At 65.9% G+C, this 16,645-nt stretch carries 16 protein-coding genes; 7 read left to right on the top strand and 9 right to left on the bottom strand.

What is annotated here, in order from left to right; all coding sequences use genetic code 11:
• Window positions 1-39: 39 nt before the first annotated feature.
• The 5 genes from IB255_RS21355 to IB255_RS21335 form a co-directional block, all read right to left on the bottom strand.
• On the bottom strand, window positions 40-1,320 hold the full coding sequence (locus IB255_RS21355; protein ID WP_081516725.1) for a cytochrome c: 1,281 nt from the start codon (window positions 1,318-1,320) through the stop codon (window positions 40-42).
• Complete coding sequence (locus IB255_RS21350) at window positions 1,317-3,554, bottom strand: xanthine dehydrogenase family protein molybdopterin-binding subunit (RefSeq protein ID WP_192210823.1); 2,238 nt, start codon at window positions 3,552-3,554, stop codon at window positions 1,317-1,319. The genes IB255_RS21355 and IB255_RS21350 overlap by 4 nt, the downstream gene beginning before the upstream one ends.
• Window positions 3,551-4,042, bottom strand: coding sequence for a (2Fe-2S)-binding protein (locus IB255_RS21345; protein WP_151186694.1), 492 nt, complete (start codon window positions 4,040-4,042; stop codon window positions 3,551-3,553). Before IB255_RS21345 ends, IB255_RS21350 begins: the two co-directional genes overlap by 4 nt.
• Window positions 4,043-4,215: 173 nt before the next feature.
• The gene (gene fucP, locus IB255_RS21340) at window positions 4,216-5,469 is read right to left on the bottom strand and encodes an L-fucose:H+ symporter permease (protein WP_151186695.1); all 1,254 of its coding nucleotides are present in this window, start codon (window positions 5,467-5,469) and stop codon (window positions 4,216-4,218) included.
• Between the two features lie 146 nt (window positions 5,470-5,615).
• Window positions 5,616-6,482 (bottom strand): pirin family protein, encoded by an 867-nt coding sequence (locus IB255_RS21335; protein WP_192210822.1) that lies wholly within the window; start codon window positions 6,480-6,482, stop codon window positions 5,616-5,618.
• A gap of 130 nt (window positions 6,483-6,612) precedes the next feature.
• Between IB255_RS21335 and IB255_RS21330 the strand changes: the two genes are divergently transcribed.
• From IB255_RS21330 to IB255_RS21320, 3 genes are all read left to right on the top strand, one after another.
• Window positions 6,613-7,086 (top strand): DUF3859 domain-containing protein, encoded by a 474-nt coding sequence (locus IB255_RS21330; protein WP_151186696.1) that lies wholly within the window; start codon window positions 6,613-6,615, stop codon window positions 7,084-7,086.
• Window positions 7,087-7,405: 319 nt separating this feature from the next.
• On the top strand, window positions 7,406-9,367 hold the full coding sequence (locus IB255_RS21325; protein ID WP_151186697.1) for a DUF1302 domain-containing protein: 1,962 nt from the start codon (window positions 7,406-7,408) through the stop codon (window positions 9,365-9,367).
• A 13-nt stretch (window positions 9,368-9,380) separates the two neighbouring features.
• Window positions 9,381-10,751 carry a DUF1329 domain-containing protein gene (locus IB255_RS21320; RefSeq protein WP_192210821.1) on the top strand — a complete coding sequence of 457 codons (1,371 nt, stop codon included), beginning with the start codon at window positions 9,381-9,383 and terminating at the stop codon, window positions 10,749-10,751.
• Between the two features lie 140 nt (window positions 10,752-10,891).
• Here IB255_RS21320 and IB255_RS21315 read toward each other — a convergent pair whose 3' ends face one another.
• Both IB255_RS21315 and IB255_RS21310 read right to left on the bottom strand, forming a co-directional pair.
• A complete protein-coding gene (locus tag IB255_RS21315) occupies window positions 10,892-11,260 on the bottom strand; it encodes a hypothetical protein (RefSeq protein ID WP_225594955.1) in 369 nt (122 codons plus the stop codon).
• A gap of 340 nt (window positions 11,261-11,600) precedes the next feature.
• A complete protein-coding gene (locus tag IB255_RS21310; protein WP_138216592.1) occupies window positions 11,601-12,038 on the bottom strand; it encodes an Lrp/AsnC family transcriptional regulator in 438 nt (145 codons plus the stop codon).
• A 130-nt stretch (window positions 12,039-12,168) separates the two neighbouring features.
• Here IB255_RS21310 and IB255_RS21305 point away from each other — a divergent pair, with 130 nt between their 5' ends.
• Both IB255_RS21305 and IB255_RS21300 read left to right on the top strand, forming a co-directional pair.
• Window positions 12,169-13,062 (top strand): DMT family transporter, encoded by an 894-nt coding sequence (locus IB255_RS21305; protein WP_192210820.1) that lies wholly within the window; start codon window positions 12,169-12,171, stop codon window positions 13,060-13,062.
• Between the two features lie 86 nt (window positions 13,063-13,148).
• A complete protein-coding gene (locus IB255_RS21300) occupies window positions 13,149-14,285 on the top strand; it encodes a DUF1615 domain-containing protein (RefSeq protein WP_412548129.1) in 1,137 nt (378 codons plus the stop codon).
• A gap of 7 nt (window positions 14,286-14,292) precedes the next feature.
• Here the strand turns inward: IB255_RS21300 and IB255_RS21295 are convergent, their stop codons facing one another.
• Together IB255_RS21295 and IB255_RS21290 are read right to left on the bottom strand one after the other, a co-directional pair.
• Window positions 14,293-14,586, bottom strand: coding sequence for a hypothetical protein (locus tag IB255_RS21295; RefSeq protein ID WP_081516735.1), 294 nt, complete (start codon window positions 14,584-14,586; stop codon window positions 14,293-14,295).
• Between the two features lie 76 nt (window positions 14,587-14,662).
• The gene (locus tag IB255_RS21290) at window positions 14,663-15,343 is read right to left on the bottom strand and encodes a TetR/AcrR family transcriptional regulator (RefSeq protein ID WP_081516736.1); all 681 of its coding nucleotides are present in this window, start codon (window positions 15,341-15,343) and stop codon (window positions 14,663-14,665) included.
• Window positions 15,344-15,507: 164 nt separating this feature from the next.
• On the opposite strand from IB255_RS21290, the gene IB255_RS21285 reads away from it, so the two are divergent.
• Both IB255_RS21285 and IB255_RS21280 read left to right on the top strand, forming a co-directional pair.
• Window positions 15,508-15,999: a DUF1543 domain-containing protein gene (locus IB255_RS21285; protein ID WP_081516737.1), complete on the top strand. Its 492-nt coding sequence runs from the start codon at window positions 15,508-15,510 to the stop codon at window positions 15,997-15,999.
• Window positions 16,000-16,078: 79 nt separating this feature from the next.
• Entirely contained in the window at window positions 16,079-16,492 is a 414-nt protein-coding gene (locus IB255_RS21280; protein ID WP_192210819.1) for an arsenate reductase ArsC, read from the top strand.
• Window positions 16,493-16,645: the final 153 nt, after the last annotated feature.

The following is a 16,645-nucleotide window of genomic DNA, read 5'->3' as shown; positions in this document are numbered from 1 at the left end:
GGTCGGGGGAGGGCAGCGAGCGGCTCCCCCGTGCCGGATTCAACGCAGCTTGGCCACCTTGAACTCCAGGTCCGGCCAGGCTGGCAGGCCGGCGAAGTCCTCCCGCAGATAGCGCGCCAGCGCGATGATCTGCTCATTGTTCAGGCTGTTGCGGAAGGCCGGCATGTAGCCCAGCTCCGGCCGCGCCGGGTGGCCGATGCCGTCCAGGATCACCCGCAGCAGATTGTCCGGCGTGGCCGCATGCAGGTTGTTGCTCACCGCCAGCGATGGCCGCACGCCATTGAGCTTCGGGCTGTCGCCGTCATGGTGGCAGGCCATGCAGGCGCCATTGAATATCCGACCACCGCTGCCACTGACGGGCTGCAGCGTGCCGTAGGTGCGCTGCTCCAATTCGACGGCCCGTTGCTCCGGTGAGAAGTCGCCGGTTTGCTCCGGGAGGAAGGTCGCAAGATAGCGCGCCATGGCTTGCAAGTCGGCGTCCGGTTGCTGCGTGAGCCCGGCGGCTACCGGCGCCATTGGGCCGGCGGCGGCTCCGTGGTAGCGCGAGAAACCGTTGCGCAGGTAGTCGTACAGCGTCGCCTGGGTCCAAGGGATGGCGGGTTTGCTGCCACCGTTGAGCGGCGGAACCTGCCAGCCGTCCACCGTTGCGCCGGCGAAGCGATCCTTGCCGGTGCGCTCGGCGCCCAGCGCGTTGCGTGGCGTGTGACAGGCGCTGCAATGACCCAGCCCTTCCACCAGATAGGCGCCACGATTCCACGCGGCATCGCGATGCGGCTGCGGCTGGAAGACGCCCTTGTCGAAGAACAGGAAGTTCCAGCCCGCCATGATCCGGCGCTGGTTGTAGGGGAAGGGCAGGCGGTCGTCCGGCGTATCCGCTACGACGGCCGGGCGGGTCATCAGGTAGGCGTACAGGTCGCGCAGGTCTTCGTCTCCGACACGGGTGAACGCGGTATAGGGGAAGGCCGGGTAGAGGTAGTCGCCCTCGCGCGAAATGCCTTCGCGCATCGCCCGCTTGAAGGCTTCGAAGGACCAGACGCCGATACCGGTCTCGCGATCCGGAGTGAGGTTGGAGGTGTAGAGCGTGCCGAAGGGCGTCACCATGGCGCGACCGCCGGTCAGTGGCGCGCCGCCGTCACGGGTGTGGCACACCGCGCAGTCGCCGAGCGCAGCCAGCTGCTGCCCGCGGGCGATGGCTTCGGCGCTGAAGCTTTGGGCAGCCGGCGGGTCGATCGGAGCGATGCTCGGTTTCCCGGTGGCGATCATTCCCGTCACGACGAGTGCAGCCAGCCCGCCGATAATGGCCAGAGAGGTCTTGTTCATGACGCTTGTTTCTCCTGCAGCGCGGCGCGAACCCGCTCGGGCGTGAACGGTGGACGGGTGAAACGCACGCCGGTGGCGTCGTACAGGGCATTGGCGATGGCTGCGGCGCTGGGCACCGAGGTGGACTCGCCGGCCCCCAGCGGCGGGGTGCCGGGGCGGTCGAGCAGGAGCGCGGTGATCTTCGGCACCTGTGGGAACCCGAGGATCGGATAGCCGCCCCATTCCAGGCTGGTGACCCCGCTGCGGTCGAACGTCGAGTACTCCATCAGTGCCCGGCTGGTCGCCTGGATCACGTTGCCGTGGACCTGATGGCGCACGCCGTCGGGGTTGACCATCTGCCCGCAGTCCTGCGCGACGTGGACGTCGGTTACGCGGACGGCGCCAGTGTGCGGTTCGACCTCGACGTCGACGATCCAGGCGGCCCAGGCCGAACCGAACCCCGGGAAGTCGCTGTGGAAGTACCGCGCATAGGCGAAGCCGCGGCCGACCAGCAGATTGCCCTGGCGCGCCTGCGGGTTGGGTGAGGCGCGCGGCTGCCAGTGGGCGGACGCAGCCAGTGCCCTGATCAACGTGACCGCGCGCTCATCGTGCAGGTAGCGCAGGCGGAACTCGATGGGGTCGGCGCCGGCCATCTGTGCCAGTTCGTCGATATAGGACTCGTGGGCGAAGACGTTGGGCAATGCCGACACCCCGCGCATCCACGACGCCCGGACAATGGGCGCGGCGTCGTTGCAGACCACGCGCATGTGCGGGTAGGCATACTGCGGCACGGCGGTGCGGTCGCCCATCCGCGTCACCTGGGGCTTGGCGTCCACCTTCGAGGTGAGCAGCAGCGCGAGGTTGGTGCCGTTGTTGGAGGGGTAGCAGGTGGCGAAGTCGTAGGCGGCCACGTTGCCGTCCTTGTCCAGCCCGCCACGGACTTCGATCAGTTGCGCCGAGCCCTTGGGTTCCCAGCCGTGTTCCTGTTCGCGCATCAATTGCACACGCACCGGGCGGCCGACAGCCAGGGCGAGCAGGGCGGCGTCGGCGGACACGTCATCGGCGCAGTTGCGCCCGTAGCAGCCGGAGGCTTCCATCCTGATGACTTCGACCTGCTCGGGTTGCATGCCCAGCAGCGTTATCAGGTCGGCGCGCAGGTCGTGGGGATTCTGGCTGCCGGACCAGACCTTCATCACGCCGTCCTCGAGGTTTGCCAACGCACAGGACGGGCCGATGGAAGCATGCTGCTGGTAGGGCCAGACGTAGGTGCGCTGCAGCGGACGGTCGACCTGCCTGAGCACGGCATCCATCTGCGCGTCGTCCTGCAGCATGCGTGGCTGCTTGGGGTGCTCGCGGAGGGTCTTTTCCAGGTCGTCGAGGCCCAGCGGCGGCAGGTCGCTCCAGCTTTTCCAGCGGACCTTCAGCGCCCGAGCGATGCGGATCGCCTGCTCTTCGCGCTCGGCCACCACGCCGATGAAGTCCCCGATCACCACCAGGCGGACGAAGCCGGGCAACCGGGCCACGGATTGCTCATCGACTTCCAGCCGGCTCCGGCCCAGGGGCGCGTTGACGTCAGCCCCGGTGTAGGGTGGGCGCACCACGCGGCCGTGGAGCATTCCCGGCAGGCGCATGTCGTGCACGTAGGTCAGCCCCCCGGTGACCTTGGCCGGGATATCCAGGCGCGGTACCGAATGGCCGACCACCCGGTATTCGCTGTGTGCTTTGAGCGGCGCGCTGGCGTCGATCTTCAGCTCGAAGCGCTGCCCTTGCAGCAGCTCGCCATAGCCGATACGGCGCGCCGGTTTGCGTTTGACGAAGATGGCGCCGTCAGCGCAGTCGAGCTGCCGGATGTCGGTCCTCAGGACCTGTGCCGCGCGTTGCATCAGGAATTCCCGCGCTTCGGCCGCCGCGCGCCGCAGGGGAATGGCGCTGACCTGGATGCTCGAGCTGGCGATGGTCGGCCCCTGGTCGGGGGTGTAGCGCGTATCGCCCAGCAGCAGGGTCACCTGATGGATATCGACATTCAGCTCTTCTGCGACGATCTGGCTCAGGGCGGTGCGGATGCCGGTGCCCAGATCGACATGGCCGCAGGCCGCGGTGATGGTGCCGTTGGCGGCGATGGCGATGAAGCTGTCGACCTGATCGAGCGGCAGCGTGGCGTCAGTGCCCTGTGCTAGCGACAGGCGTGGCAGCTGGACGCTGACCAGCAGCACGCCGCCGGCCTTGAGGAAGTTGCGGCGGCTGAGCGGGGTCATGCGGGGCTCCCCTGTCCGTCGTCACCGCTGCGGCCGGCGGCCCTTCTCACGGCGTTGAGGATTTCAATATGGGTGCCGCAGCGGCACAGGTTGTAGGCCAGTTCCTGACGAATCTCATCGTCGCTGGGCTTGGGGTTGCGCGCGAGCAGCGCGGCGCTGGTCATGACCATGCCGTTGGTGCAGTAGCCGCACTGCGCGGCCTGCTCGTCGATGAAGGCCTGCTGCACCGGATGCGGGGCCTCCAGCGTGCCGAGGCCTTCCAGGGTGGTGACCTGGCGCCCCAGGGCGGCAGAGACCGGCGTGATGCAGGAGCGGGTGGCGACGCCATCGAGGTGGACGGTGCAGGCGCCGCACTCGCCCAGGCCGCAGCCGAACTTGGGGCCGTTGAGCTGCAGGTCGTTGCGCAGGACGTACAGCAGGGGCGTATCGGCTGCCACGGCGAGCTGTCGGGGCTGGCCGTTGACGACCAGCGAGAGGGGATCAGCCATGGGGTGGGCTCCTTCCTGAGAGTGTCATGCCCGACACCTGGCGTCGGCCGGGCGTAGGGAAAAGGAAGGAAGTCTTCGGGAGCAGCCTGACGCCAGCTAGGGCGCGCAGGCCGAAAGGGCTGTAGGAATCAGGTGATAGGGGCGCAGGTACTGCGCCCCGTCAGGGATCAGCGTCAGGCGTTGCCGGCGGGAGCCGTGGAGGCCTGGTCGGCGCGATAGCCGCGTGCGCCGAACCAGACGATGTACAGGTAGCACACCAGCGGTACGGCGAAGGAAGGCAGCAGGCCGATACGGTCGGCGAAGAAGGCTTGCACCAGCGGCATCACGGCGCCGCCGACGATGGCCATGCAGAGCAGGCCGGAGCCCTTGCTGGTGAGGTTGCCCAGGCCTTCCAGGGCGAGGGAGAAGATGGTCGGGAACATGATCGAGTTGAACAGGCCGATCAGGATCAGCGCCCACATCGCCACGTGCCCGCCGATGCTCAGCGCGATGCCGATCAGCACGGCGATGGCCACGGCGTTGAAGGCCAGCAGGCGGTTCGGCGCGATGGCGCGCATCAGTGCGCTGCCGATGAAGCGGCCGACCATGGCGCCACCCCAGTAGAACGACAGGTACTTGCCGGCCTGGTCCGCCGGCAGCCCGGCGATATCCGGCTGGCCCATCAGGCTGACCAGGTAGCTGCCGATGGACACCTCGGCGCCGACGTAACAGAAGATCGCGATGACCCCGAAGACCAGGTGGCGGTGGGCGAAGATCGACTGGCGCCCGGCCACGCCGTCGGTGGGCTCGCCGTGGTGGATCTTGGGCAGGCGGAACAGGGCGATCAGCACGGCGATGGCGAACAGCAGGCCGGCCAGCACCAGGTAGGGGGTCTTCACCGAGTCCGCTTCGCTGGCGGCGGAGCTGCCGATCTGCGAGGCGGCGCCGGCGCCGATGGCGAGAATGGTCACCGAGCCCACCAGCGGGCCGACCGTGGTGCCCAGCGAGTTGAAGGCCTGGGTCAGGTTCAGCCGGCTGGCGGCGGTGGCTGCCGGACCGAGTATGTTCACGTAGGGGTTGGCCGCGACCTGCAGCAGGGTGATGCCCGAGGCGAGGATGAACAGCGCGGCGAGGAAGAACGGGTAGGACTGCGCGCCGGCCGCCGGGTAGAACAGCAGGCAGCCGATGCCGGCGGTGGCCAGGCCGACGATGATGCCGCTCTTGTAGCCGACCTTCTCCACCAGTCGCCCGGCGGGGAAGGACATGATGAAGTAGGCGCCGAAGAAGCAGAACTGCACCAGCGAGGCCTCAACGTAGGACAGGGTGAAGACTGCCTTGAGGTGCGGCACGAGGATGTCGTTCAGCGAAGTGATCAGGCCCCACATGAAGAACAGCAGGGTCAGCACGGTGAGGGCGCTGGTGTGGCGGTTGGCGGTCGACTGGTCCATCACGGACTCCTTGGGCCAGAAGTAGCGGGCTTGCCGTCGGCAAGGGTTCGGGGCGCGCGATGGTGCGGCAAGCCGCTGCGCAAGTCCTCAGGCATTCGCCGGTTCTGGCTGCGTGGCGGCGATTTCTGATCGGCGTCTCTGTATGGCTAGCGCGGCAGTTCGATGCGTTCCTGCTCGCCCGGCACCGTCGGCCAGTCACGGGCGGCCCAGCGGGCGCGGGCGCTGTCGATCAGATCGGGGTCGCTGGCGACGAAGTTCCAGTTCATCCGCCGGGGCCCGTCCAGCGCGTCGCCACCGATCATCACGGCGTGGCAGTCGCCACAGGCGGAAAGGGTGAAAGTCTCGCCTTCCGGCAGCACGATCAACTGGTGCAGCGGCAGCGATTCGTCGTCCAGCAGCGCTTCGCCTTCGATCAGGTATAGCGCGCGCTCGGGATGTTCGTCCGGGATCGCCAGGGTCGCGCCGGCGCTGAGTTGCAGGTCGGCGTAGAGCGTCTTCGAACGCACCGGCACCGGCGACTCCAGGCAGAAGCCGGAGCCGGCGATCATGCGGACGCGCACGCCCAGGCTGTCGCTCTCCGGCAGGCTGGCGCTGGCGTGGTGGCTGTAGCTGGGTTCGCACCCTTCCAGCTCGCGCGGCAGGGCCAGCCAGACCTGCAGACCATGCAGGCGCGAGCCGCTGTGCAGCAGGTCGGCCGGGGTCCGCTCGACATGGGCGACGCCGCGCCCGGCGGTCATCCAGCTGACGTCGCCGGGCAGCACGAGTTGGTCCGAGCCGAGGCTGTCCTTGTGCTGGACCTGGCCTTCGAACAGGTAGGTGAGGGTGGACAGGCCGATGTGCGGGTGCTGGCGGATGTCCATGCCGTGCTCCGGCGCGAAACTGCTCTCGAGCATGTGGTCGAAGAACACGAAGGGCCCGACGCTGCGGCGCTGGGCCGAGGGCAGGGGCCGCAGGATAGGCACGCCCTCGACGTCTTCGGCGCGTGGGCGGATGGCTAGCAGGCTGTCGCTCATGATGGTGTCCAGTGGTCCGATCCACGCATGATAGACGCTTGGCGCCGCACCGACCCGCGCGGCGTCAAGCTGTCATCAGGCTGTCACGGCGATGTCATAGCCTCGCGCGGACCCCAACAAGGAGCGCGACATGTCCATTTCCCGCCTGCCAGCAGTCCTGGCTCTCTCCCTGACTTGTGCCTTCGCTTCCTCGGCCTTTGCCGAAGTGCGCGTCAACGGCCCGGTGGAGTACGGCGTCTTCGTCAGCAACTACAAGGATTACCAGCCCGGTGAGCGCGTGCTGACCAGCAGCAAGGAGCAGCTGGAGTCCACGACCCGCGTTCCGGCCAAGCTGGGCACCAAGTTCGGCATGCGCTACCAGCTCAGCGGCAAGCAGGAAGGCGACACCCCGCTGACCCTGCTGTACTTCACCCCTGGCGTGGTGACCCCGGACGGCCAGCGCCACGACAAGCTCGAGGTCGTGCAGAAGCTGGTCGTGGGCGCGCCCACCGACGTGATGGCCTACCAGTTCACCGAGAACCACGAGGTGGTGCAGGGCCAGTGGCGCTTCATGGTGTTCCAGGGCGACCGCCTGCTGGCAGAGAAGACCTTCACCGTCGAGTAAATCTCGCTGTGTGAACTCTCTGTAAGAGAAAAGCCCGGCCATGTGTCGGGCTTTTCTTTGCCCGTTGAAAGGCACGGATTACATCCTTTCCATTGGCAGGGGAGAAACAGTTTGTTACTTTGCCTGCACGATAGTCCCAACTCCCGGCGTGCAAGCAGAAGAGGAGAGGGGGCCAAGGCGCCCGCAAGCGCTCTGGCAGGAGTGTTACTGCACGGTGGCCCGGTTATTCCGAGGTCGTCGGCAGCCGAGAAACGAATAAGAACAGCGCCGGCCGCAATGACCGGGGCGATAAATCTTGGCCATGGAGGTAATGCTGTCTATGAACAGTCGATTGGGTGCGCGTTCGTCCATTTTCTGGGCGCCGCGGCGGGCGGGGGCGGTAATGGGACTCTTGCCGCTGCTGGTGGCGGGGTCGGCCCAGGCCCTGGAGTTCAAGCTGGCCGAGAACGAGATCACCGGCTCGCTCGACAGTACGTTGTCCTACGGCGCCATGTGGCGCGTGCAGGGGCGTGACAAGAGCAACATCAGCGACATCAACGCCGACGACGGCAACCGCAACTTCGATACCGGCCTGGTCTCCCAGGTCTTCAAGCTCACCTCCGATCTCTCGGCCAAGTACCAGAACTACGGCCTGTTCATGCGTGGCACTGCCTATTACGACACGCAGATCATGGACAAGCGTAACGACTACTACGACACCACCAATGGCGTGGAGCGTCCCAGCCAGTCGTTCCCGCAGGACGATCATTTCACCGACGACACCCGCCACATCGCCGGGCGCAAGGCCGAGCTGCTGGATGCCTACCTGTCCGGCAGCTGGGACGTCGCCGAGCACCCGCTGACCGGCCGCGTCGGCCGCCAGGTGCTGAACTGGGGCGAGGGCGTGTTCTACCGGGGTGGCATCAACACCATCAACCCGGTGGACGCCGCGCGCTTCCACCTGCCGGGCTCGGAACTCAAGGAAGTGCTGGTGCCGACCGAGGCGCTGAGCCTCAACTTCGGCCTGACCGACGACCTCTCCATGGAAGGCTTCTACCAGTGGAAGTGGAAGGAGACCCGCCTGGACTCGGTAGGCACCTACTTCTCCGACACCGACCTGTTCAGCGACGGCGGCAACACTGCCTACACCACCGAGGACAACCCGCTGATCAAGGAGCTGCTGGCCGGCTACCCGACCGTGGCTTCCCTCGGCCTGCTGGGCAACGGGCCGCATGGGCCCAACTCCTACCTGAACCCCAATACCGGCACCTTCAAGGTCGCCAACGTCGGCAAGGACATCGAAGCCAGCGATAGCGGCCAGTTCGGCGTGGCGTTCCGCTACATCGCCGAGGAACTGAACTCCACCGAGTTCGGCTTCTACTTCGTCAACTACCACGCCAAGGAGCCGCAGATCGCGGTCGACCTGCGCGGTTACCAGGGGGTTGATGTCGACGAACTCAACTCGCTGCTCGGCCCGCTGGGCCTGGGCGAAGCGGTGCCGGGGCTGGCCACGCTGGACATGGCGAGCAACGCCGAAGCACGCCGTGACTACGTCGAAAACATCCGTATGTACGGCTTCAGCTTCAACACGACCCTGGGCGACGCCTCGGTGTCCGGCGAGATTGCCTACCGGCCGAACATGCCGATCAGCATCTCCGCTACCGACGACCTGCTGGGCGACCTGCTGACCCAGGGCGTGCTTGGCCAGACCAACCTGTTCGATGCCAACACGCCGGCCGGCCAGGCCTGCGCCCCGGTGGCCGGCAAGCAGCTGTGCCGTGGCGAGCTGTTCGAGAACTACGAGCGTGCCGAGACCTACAACATCTCGCTGTCGACCATCTACAACTTCGGCCCGCACCTGACCTTCGACTCCATGACCGGCGTGGCCGAGCTGGCCTCCGAGCACATCCGCGGCAGCAGCCTGGAATACACCGCCTGGGACGGCAGCAAGCGCAAGTTCGTCGGCGCCCAGGACAAGGCCTACGTCGGCGGCAATGACGATGACGTGCAGATCAGCCGCGACAGCTACGGCTACACGCTGCTGCTCACCGGCAGCTGGAACGACGTCTACGCTGGGGTGAAGCTTTCGCCTTACGCCGTCTACCAGGAGGACTTCAGCGGCAACTCCGACCGCACCGGCAACTTCATCGAAGGCCGCAAGGCCTACACCCTCGGCATCGACGCCAGCTACCTGAACACCTTCGAGGTCGGCACCCAGTACACCAGCTACTACGGCGCCGGCTCCAGCAACTCCGCGCGTGACCGCGACAACGTCTCGATCACCGCGAAATACTCGTTCTGATCCGGAGAGAACCATGTACAAGAAGAGTTCCCTGATCGTCCTTGCCACGCTGACGGCCCTGGCCGTCACCGATGCGCGTGCAGCCGTCTCGGCCGACCAGGCCGCCCAGCTCAAGAGCAGCCTGACGCCCATGGGCGCGGAAAAGGCCGGCAATGCCGTTGGCAGCATTCCCGCCTGGAGCGGCGGCCTGACTTCTGCGCCCGCCGGCTACAAGGGGCCGGGCTCGCACCATGTCGACCCGTTCGCCGGCGAGAAGCCCAAGTTCGTCATCACCAAGGCCAACCTCGACCAGTACAAGGCCAACCTGACACCGGGGCAGATCGCGCTGTTCAACGCCTACCCGGACAGCTACCAGATGCCGGTCTACGAGACCCACCGCACCGGCTCGGCGCCGCAGTGGATCTACGACAACATCTACAAGAACGCCACCAGCGCCAAACTGGTGGAAGGCGGCAACGGCTTCTCCGATGCCTACGGCGGCGTGCCGTTCCCGATCCCGCAGAGCGGCGTGGAAGCTGTGTGGAACCACATCGCCCGCTACCGTGGTACCTACATCGTGCGGCGCTCATCCCAGGCCGGTGTACAGCGTAACGGCGCGTACGCGCTGGTGACCTCGCAGGACGAGGCGCTGTTCCGCTTCTACGACCCCAAGGGCAGCTTCGAGAAGCTCGGCAACACCATGTTCTACTACATGACCTTCACCACCGCCCCGGCCCGCCTGGCCGGTAACGGCGCGCTGGTGCAGGAGACCCTCGACCAGGTCAAGGAGCCGCGCCAGGCCTGGGGCTACAACCCCGGCCAGCGCCGCGTGCGCCGCGCCCCGACGCTGGCCTACGACACCCCGATCGAAGACTCCGATGGCCTGCGTACCGCCGACGACACCGACATGTACAACGGCGCGCCGGATCGCTACGACTGGACCCTGGTGGGCAAGAAGGAAATCTACATCCCCTACAACAACTACCAGATCACCAGCCCGGAGGTTAAGTACAAGGACCTGCTCACCCCAGGCCACGTCAATCCCAAGTACACCCGCTACGAGCTGCACCGCGTCTGGGTGGTGGATGGCAAGCTGAAGGCCGGCGCGCGGCACATCTACTCGCGCCGCACCCTCTACCTCGACGAGGACAGCTGGGGCGCCGCCGTGGTGGACCAGTACGATGGTCGCGGTGAACTGTGGCGTGTGTCGCTGGCCTACCTGAAGAGCTTCTACGAGCAGCCGATGGTGTGGACTGCGCTGGACACCTTCCACGACCTCCAGGCACACCGCTACAGCATCCAGTGGCTGGACAACGAGGAGCCGGGCACCGCTGACTTCAGTCAGCCGGCGCCGGACGATTCCAACTTCAGCCCGTCGGCGCTGCGCCGCAAGGCATCGCGCTAAGCGTGTGAACGACAAAGGCCCCGAAAGGGGCCTTTGTCTTTTTCGTCTCCCGGGCGCTGTGACGGGTCAGGCAGGCGCTCCGGGTAGGATGGCGTGGAGCGCAGCGATACCCATCGTCCGGCAGCGCTCCGAACCTTCCGCTACGCCCGTGCCTGTGCCTGTGCCTGTGCCTTTGCCCGAGACCGAGCTTCGGCGGCGGCGTACAGCTGGGCTGAATCTTTTGCGAGGTATTCCAGGCAGGCGAATGTGCCGGCCAGCACATCCGTCGACGGATTCCCGTGGTCGGAAATACCGGCGAGGAAAGTGAGCATATTGCACAGGGCCTGATGACGGCAGTCGGCGGCGTCTTGGAGCGACAGGTTGGAGATGTCGTCTTTCAGGTGGAGCAAGGTAGGGGCGGAAAAAGTCATGGTTGAGTACTCGATTTTGGTGAGTTTCCACGCCCTGACGCCAATCAGGGTGGGCGGACCGTACAGGTTGGCGTAACCGGGATCGAGCAACCGGCGCATCCGAAGATGCCCTGCACGGTCCCCCCATAACGCGGGTGCAACCATGCATAGCTACCAAGCAATGCTTAGCGGCTACTCGACCTTACCGGGACGCCAATCCCGAACTGCCCAGGTGGGGCAGCGAGGCAAAGTTAGGGACTCAAGGAGAGGGTGTCAATCCAGCCGTGCTGGCCGTGAGGTCGGGCGGATTAAACGCGTCGCTGTATGCGCCCTGCGGAGTGCGCAGGCTCGGAAGTGCGGCGCCGGACGGGCTTGATGGGTATCGCTGCGCTCCACGCCATCCTACGTCGAGCCTGGATCATTTTCGGCGCCGGGTAGGGCTGAGATCGTAGGGCGGGCTTCACGCCATCGGCGGCAACCGCCGCTTCACGGGGCTCTTCTTGACGATGGCGGTGTTGGTCTCGGCGAAACCGTTTAGGTGATCGAGAATCTCGTCCAGTTGCTCCATGGAGCGCACGCACATCCTGGCGTAGAAACAGTCCTCGCCAGTCACCTTGTCGCACTCGGTGAATTCGGGGATCGCCAGGATCTGCTTCTCCACGTCCTGCAGTTTCCCCGGCAGCGGGCGCACCCGGACGATGGCCTGTAGCTGGTAGCCGAAGGCGCGCGGGTCGACGTTCACCGTGTAGCCGGTGATCACCTGGCGCTCCTCGAGCTTGCGCAGGCGCTCGGCGACGCTGGGCGAACTCAGGCCGCTGACCTGGGCCAGGGCCTTGAGGGAAAGGCGCGAATCCTCCATCAGCGCGGAGATCAGCAATTGGTCGATGTCGTCGGTCATCTTTGCCTAGAAAGGTGAAGTCGAAGAGTTGCCTTGATAATAAAGGTGATATCTGGGATTTGCCTGCGCCAGGCGATGGAGTGCACGAATCCGCCTGTTCATACTGATCACCAACAAGCGGAGGTGATCCATGAACGAATCCATCAGACGCGGCACCCTGGAAATGATCAGCGCCATGCTGATCTGCGGCACCATCGGCTGGCTGGTGGTGGTCTCGGGCCAGCCGGTGCTGGACGTGGTGTTCTGGCGCTGCGTGTTCGGCGCCGCGACGCTCCTGGTGATCTGCGCGGCCATGGGATTCCTGCGCCCCGGCATTCTCACCCGCGCCACCTTCGGCTTGGCGCTGCTCAGTGGCGCGGCCATCGTCGGCAACTGGGTGCTGCTGTTCGGCTCCTACTCGCGGGCGTCCATCGCCATCGGCACGGCGGTCTACAACGTGCAGCCGTTCCTGCTGGTGCTGCTGGGCGCGCTGTTCCTCGGCGAGAAGGTCACTGCGCAAAAGCTCGCCTGGCTCGGCGTTTCCTTCGTCGGCATGCTGGCCATCGTCAGCGCACACGGCGAGGCGGGGCAGGTGGGCAGCGACTATCTGGGCGGCATCGCCCTGGCCCTCGGCGCGGCGGCCCTGTATGCGGTGGCGGCGCTGATCATCAAGCGCCTGACCGGCGTGCCGCCACACCTGATCGCGCTGATCCAGGCGGTGACCGGCGTCCTGCTGCTGGCGCCCTGGGCGAACCTGTCGCCATTGCCGCAGGCCACCAGCGCCTGGGCCAGCCTGGCGACCCTGGGTATCGTGCATACCGGCATCATGTACGTGCTGCTCTATGGCGCGATCCAGAAACTGCCCACGGCGCTGACCGGCGCGCTGTCGTTCATCTACCCGATCGCCGCGATCTTCGTCGACTGGTTCGCCTTCGGCCACCGCCTGACGCCATTGCAATGGCTAGGCGTGGCCGCCATCCTGCTGGCCGCCGCCGGCATGCAGCGCGGCTGGAGCCTGAACCTGAGGCGCCTGGCCTGGCGCTGAAATCCGTGCTTGCCTGACAATGCCGGGGAACCTGTGCCGCCGGGCACAGGTCCTGTAGGCGGCAGAAATCAAGCAAGGAACGGACTATGACTGCGGCTGCCCTGACGGCAGATTCATTCAGCCTGAAAAGGCCTTCATCACGATTCATTCATCTGCTGGGCGTGGCCGCGCTGCTGGCGCTGGCCGGCTGCAGCAGCCGCGCACCCAGCGTGCCGGAGCCGACCCCGGAAGAGGTGCGCGGCAAGCTGGTCAAATTGATTCCCGCTGGCGCATCAGACCGCCAGGGCTGGGCGAAGGACATCCAGGTTGCCTTCACCACCCAGCGCATTCCGGCGACCACCGAAAACCTCTGTTCGGTCGTGGCGATCACCGAGCAGGAGTCCAACTTCAAGGCTGACCCGCCCGTGCCAGGACTGGGCAAGATAGCCCGCGCCGAGATCGACCGGCGTGCGAGCAAGGTGCATGTGCCGGGCTTCCTCATCGATACGGCGCTGGCGCTGAAATCGCCGAACGGCCGCACCTACAGCCAACGCCTGGCGAGTGCGAAAACCGAGCGGGAGCTGAGCGCGATCTTCGATGACTTCATCGGCGGGGTACCGCTGGGCCAGCAGCTGTTCGGCCGCTTCAACCCGGTGCATACCGGCGGGCCGATGCAGGTCAGCATCGAATTCGCCCAGGCCCATGCCGAAGGCTATCCGTACCCGGTGGACGGCAGCATCCGCCGCGAGGTGTTCAGCCGTCGTGGCGGCATGTACTTCGGCATCGCCCATCTGCTCGGCTACCCGGTGAACTACCCGCGCCAGCTGTACCGTTTCGCCGACTTCAACGCGGGCTGGTACGCCAGCCGAAACGCGGCGTTCCAGCGCGTGGTGGCGGACCTCACCGGCATCACCCTGGCACTGGATGGCGACCTGATCCTCTACGGCAGCTACGACGCCGGCAGCACTGAAAAGGCGGTGCGCACACTGGGGCCGAAGCTGGGCATGAGCGAAAGGGAAATCCGCCGCGACCTGGAGCTCGGCGACAAGCCGGAGTTCACAAAGTCGGAGCTCTACACCAAGGTCTTCGCGCTGGCCGAACGCGCTGCTGGCAAGTCGATGCCGCGGGCGATGCTGCCGGGCATCACGCTGCACAGCCCGAAGATCACCCGCCAGCTCACCACTGCCTGGTTCGCCCAGCGCGTCGACGAGCGCTACCAGCGCTGCCTGGGGCGGGCGCCGTAGTGCTTGATCAGTCGCCCTCGGCGGGGTCGCAGACGCCGCTGTCGCCGTTCGGGCCGGTGTAGGAGACGCTGACAGTACCGTCGTCGTTGGTGCTGATCTGCACGGTCACGCCTTCACCCTTGGCGACCACGGTGCTGTCGGTGTTCTGCGTGACCTTGGCTTCCTGGCCATTGATGTAGACCGGCCCGTTCTCGTCGGTGTGGATCTGGATATCGTTCGGGCAGTCGTAGTTGAGCATGGGGATGGCGGCAAAGGCGGGCTGCACAACGATCAGCGATGCGGCGATCAGTAGCGATTTCATGGCGTCTCCCAGACGAATGCAGGCACGGCGCATGGCCGTGCGGACATTCTCAGCTTAGTGCAGCCGCCGTTGGCCGCTACAGCGGCAAGGGACGCAGGCGCGCCGCCGGTTCTGCTTCGGTGCCGCGCAGGACGAGGCGGGTGATGGTCGCCGCTGCCGCCTCGAAGTCATCGGCGGCGGGTTGCGCCTTGCCGGTAATCATCGCGATCTGCCAGTCGAAATCGACGTAGGTGCGGGTGGCCGCGGAGATACTCAGCAGCAGGTGCTGCGGGTCTACCGGGGCGAGCAGGCCGCGGTCGATCCAGGCGGCGATGCACTCGACGTTGCGGCGCGACCCCGCGCGCAGGCGCTGCAGCCACTCCGGCGGCAGGTGCGGTGCGCCGTGGAGCATTTCGCTGGCGAACACCTTGTAGGCGTGCGGCCACTGCCGGGCTATGTGCAGGCGCGCGCGAATATGCGCGGGCAGCGCCCAGGCGGGGTCGTCGCACTCGCGCAGCAGGGCGGCGGCTTCCAGCACCGCGTCCACCACGTTTTCCAGCAGGCGCAGGTAGAGGTTCTCCTTGCTCTGGAAGTAGTAGTAGACGTTGGACTTGGGCAGCTCGGCGCGGCTGGCGATGTCCTGGGTCTTGGCGGCGGTGAAACCCTTCTCGGCAAACTCTTCGCCTGCGGCCAGCAGGATGCGCTGGCGGTTGCGATCACGGATGCTGAGGGCAGGGCGTTGTCGGCGTCGCGTCGGGGCAGGCGCGGTCTGGGGCATGGGAAAACATCGGGGCAGTGAAACGAAGATTCAGAATATAACTTTCTATATAGCGATTGCCACCCACCGGCTTGACTGGCGGATGGCCATTTATCCGCCAGTAGATTGAACCTGCCGTATGACGGATCTGTCAGACCAAATCTGAAACCTGGGAAGGGTCTGAAATGCTGTTCGTAGTCATGCTGGGCGGACGCCATCCGCGTGCGCGGATCGAAATCCACGATGTGGCTTTCGTCATTGGCGACAACCTGAAATCCACCTACCCGCAATTGCGCGAGTCCTGGTTCGGTAGCCCGGATGGCCTGCACATCGACTCCTGGCTGGAAGTGGACGGCGTCGAGGCCTACCGCGTCGAGTTCAGCGAGGCAATGCCGGCGCCGGGCGAGCAACGGCTGTTCTTCGTCAACCTGGGCGGCTATGAACTGGGCAGCTTCGGCGAGGCGCACCAGTACGTGCTGGTGGCCGCGCGCGACGCCGCCGACGCCAAGGTGCGCGCCAAGCGTCGCATGCCGCGCAGCTGGGACAAGGCGCACACTGACGCGGTGATCGACGTCGACGACTGCATCGCCATCGACCAGGTCGGCGGGCGCTACGTGCACCTGGTGGAAGGCGAAAGCCGCGGCATTGTGCAGCGCAGCGACTACATCGTGTTGTGAGCCTTCATGCTGCTGACACGGCCCTGTCATAAAACCTGACGTATATAGGGCGCATAGCCGCCCCCGTGCCGAGGTAAAGATGACCGAGAAACGCCGAGTCCTGTTCGTCTGCATCGCCAACGACGCCCGCTCGCCGATGGCCGAAGCACTGCTGCGGCACGCCGATGGCGAGCATTTCGAAGCGTTCAGCGCGGGCATCCACCCGACCGCCATCGACCCCCGCGTGCGCAACGTGCTGGAGCACGCCGGTATCTCCGCCGAAGGCCTGCGCAGCAAGTCCATCGACGAATTCCGCGGCCAGCACTTCGATTACCTGATCGACCTGTGCGACAAGTCCACCGACGAGGGCGACGAACTGCCGACCTCCAGCGAAGTGATCGTGTGGAACTTCGCCGATCCGGCCCACAGCGAACAGCACGACCCGTTCCGCCACACCCTGCAGGAAATCAGCGATCGCCTGAAGCTCTTCGAAATGGTGAAGAACCGCGACTGAAGCTTCCGGCGATGACAAAGCAAAAAGCCCGCACGGATGCGGGCTTTTTGCTTCGTAGGCCACAGGATTTCGCCGTTGCCTGGGGAGGATTGGCGGCGGATTCCCGTAGAGATGGGGCGCTGGTCCTTCAGCGCAAGGGCATTCTGGCCACTC

Origin of the sequence: Pseudomonas sp. PDM22 (assembly GCF_014851965.1) — a bacterium.
Classification (GTDB): Bacteria; Pseudomonadota; Gammaproteobacteria; order Pseudomonadales; family Pseudomonadaceae; genus Pseudomonas.
This window is presented reverse-complemented; position numbering and strand designations above follow the sequence as displayed.

What these genes read in the sequence shown, in the direction of transcription:
- IB255_RS21355 (WP_081516725.1), bottom strand. Translation starts at nt 1,320, where the DNA reads ATGAACAAGACCTCTCTGGCCATTATCGGCGGGCTGGCTGCACTCGTC.
- IB255_RS21350 (WP_192210823.1), bottom strand. Translation starts at nt 3,554, where the DNA reads ATGACCCCGCTCAGCCGCCGCAACTTCCTCAAGGCCGGCGGCGTGCTG.
- IB255_RS21345 (WP_151186694.1), bottom strand. Translation starts at nt 4,042, where the DNA reads ATGGCTGATCCCCTCTCGCTGGTCGTCAACGGCCAGCCCCGACAGCTC.
- fucP (WP_151186695.1), bottom strand. Translation starts at nt 5,469, where the DNA reads ATGGACCAGTCGACCGCCAACCGCCACACCAGCGCCCTCACCGTGCTG.
- IB255_RS21335 (WP_192210822.1), bottom strand. Translation starts at nt 6,482, where the DNA reads ATGAGCGACAGCCTGCTAGCCATCCGCCCACGCGCCGAAGACGTCGAG.
- IB255_RS21330 (WP_151186696.1), top strand. Translation starts at nt 6,613, where the DNA reads ATGTCCATTTCCCGCCTGCCAGCAGTCCTGGCTCTCTCCCTGACTTGT.
- IB255_RS21325 (WP_151186697.1), top strand. Translation starts at nt 7,406, where the DNA reads ATGAACAGTCGATTGGGTGCGCGTTCGTCCATTTTCTGGGCGCCGCGG.
- IB255_RS21320 (WP_192210821.1), top strand. Translation starts at nt 9,381, where the DNA reads ATGTACAAGAAGAGTTCCCTGATCGTCCTTGCCACGCTGACGGCCCTG.
- IB255_RS21315 (WP_225594955.1), bottom strand. Translation starts at nt 11,260, where the DNA reads ATGCGCCGGTTGCTCGATCCCGGTTACGCCAACCTGTACGGTCCGCCC.
- IB255_RS21310 (WP_138216592.1), bottom strand. Translation starts at nt 12,038, where the DNA reads ATGACCGACGACATCGACCAATTGCTGATCTCCGCGCTGATGGAGGAT.
- IB255_RS21305 (WP_192210820.1), top strand. Translation starts at nt 12,169, where the DNA reads ATGAACGAATCCATCAGACGCGGCACCCTGGAAATGATCAGCGCCATG.
- IB255_RS21300 (WP_412548129.1), top strand. Translation starts at nt 13,149, where the DNA reads ATGACTGCGGCTGCCCTGACGGCAGATTCATTCAGCCTGAAAAGGCCT.
- IB255_RS21295 (WP_081516735.1), bottom strand. Translation starts at nt 14,586, where the DNA reads ATGAAATCGCTACTGATCGCCGCATCGCTGATCGTTGTGCAGCCCGCC.
- IB255_RS21290 (WP_081516736.1), bottom strand. Translation starts at nt 15,343, where the DNA reads ATGCCCCAGACCGCGCCTGCCCCGACGCGACGCCGACAACGCCCTGCC.
- IB255_RS21285 (WP_081516737.1), top strand. Translation starts at nt 15,508, where the DNA reads ATGCTGTTCGTAGTCATGCTGGGCGGACGCCATCCGCGTGCGCGGATC.
- IB255_RS21280 (WP_192210819.1), top strand. Translation starts at nt 16,079, where the DNA reads ATGACCGAGAAACGCCGAGTCCTGTTCGTCTGCATCGCCAACGACGCC.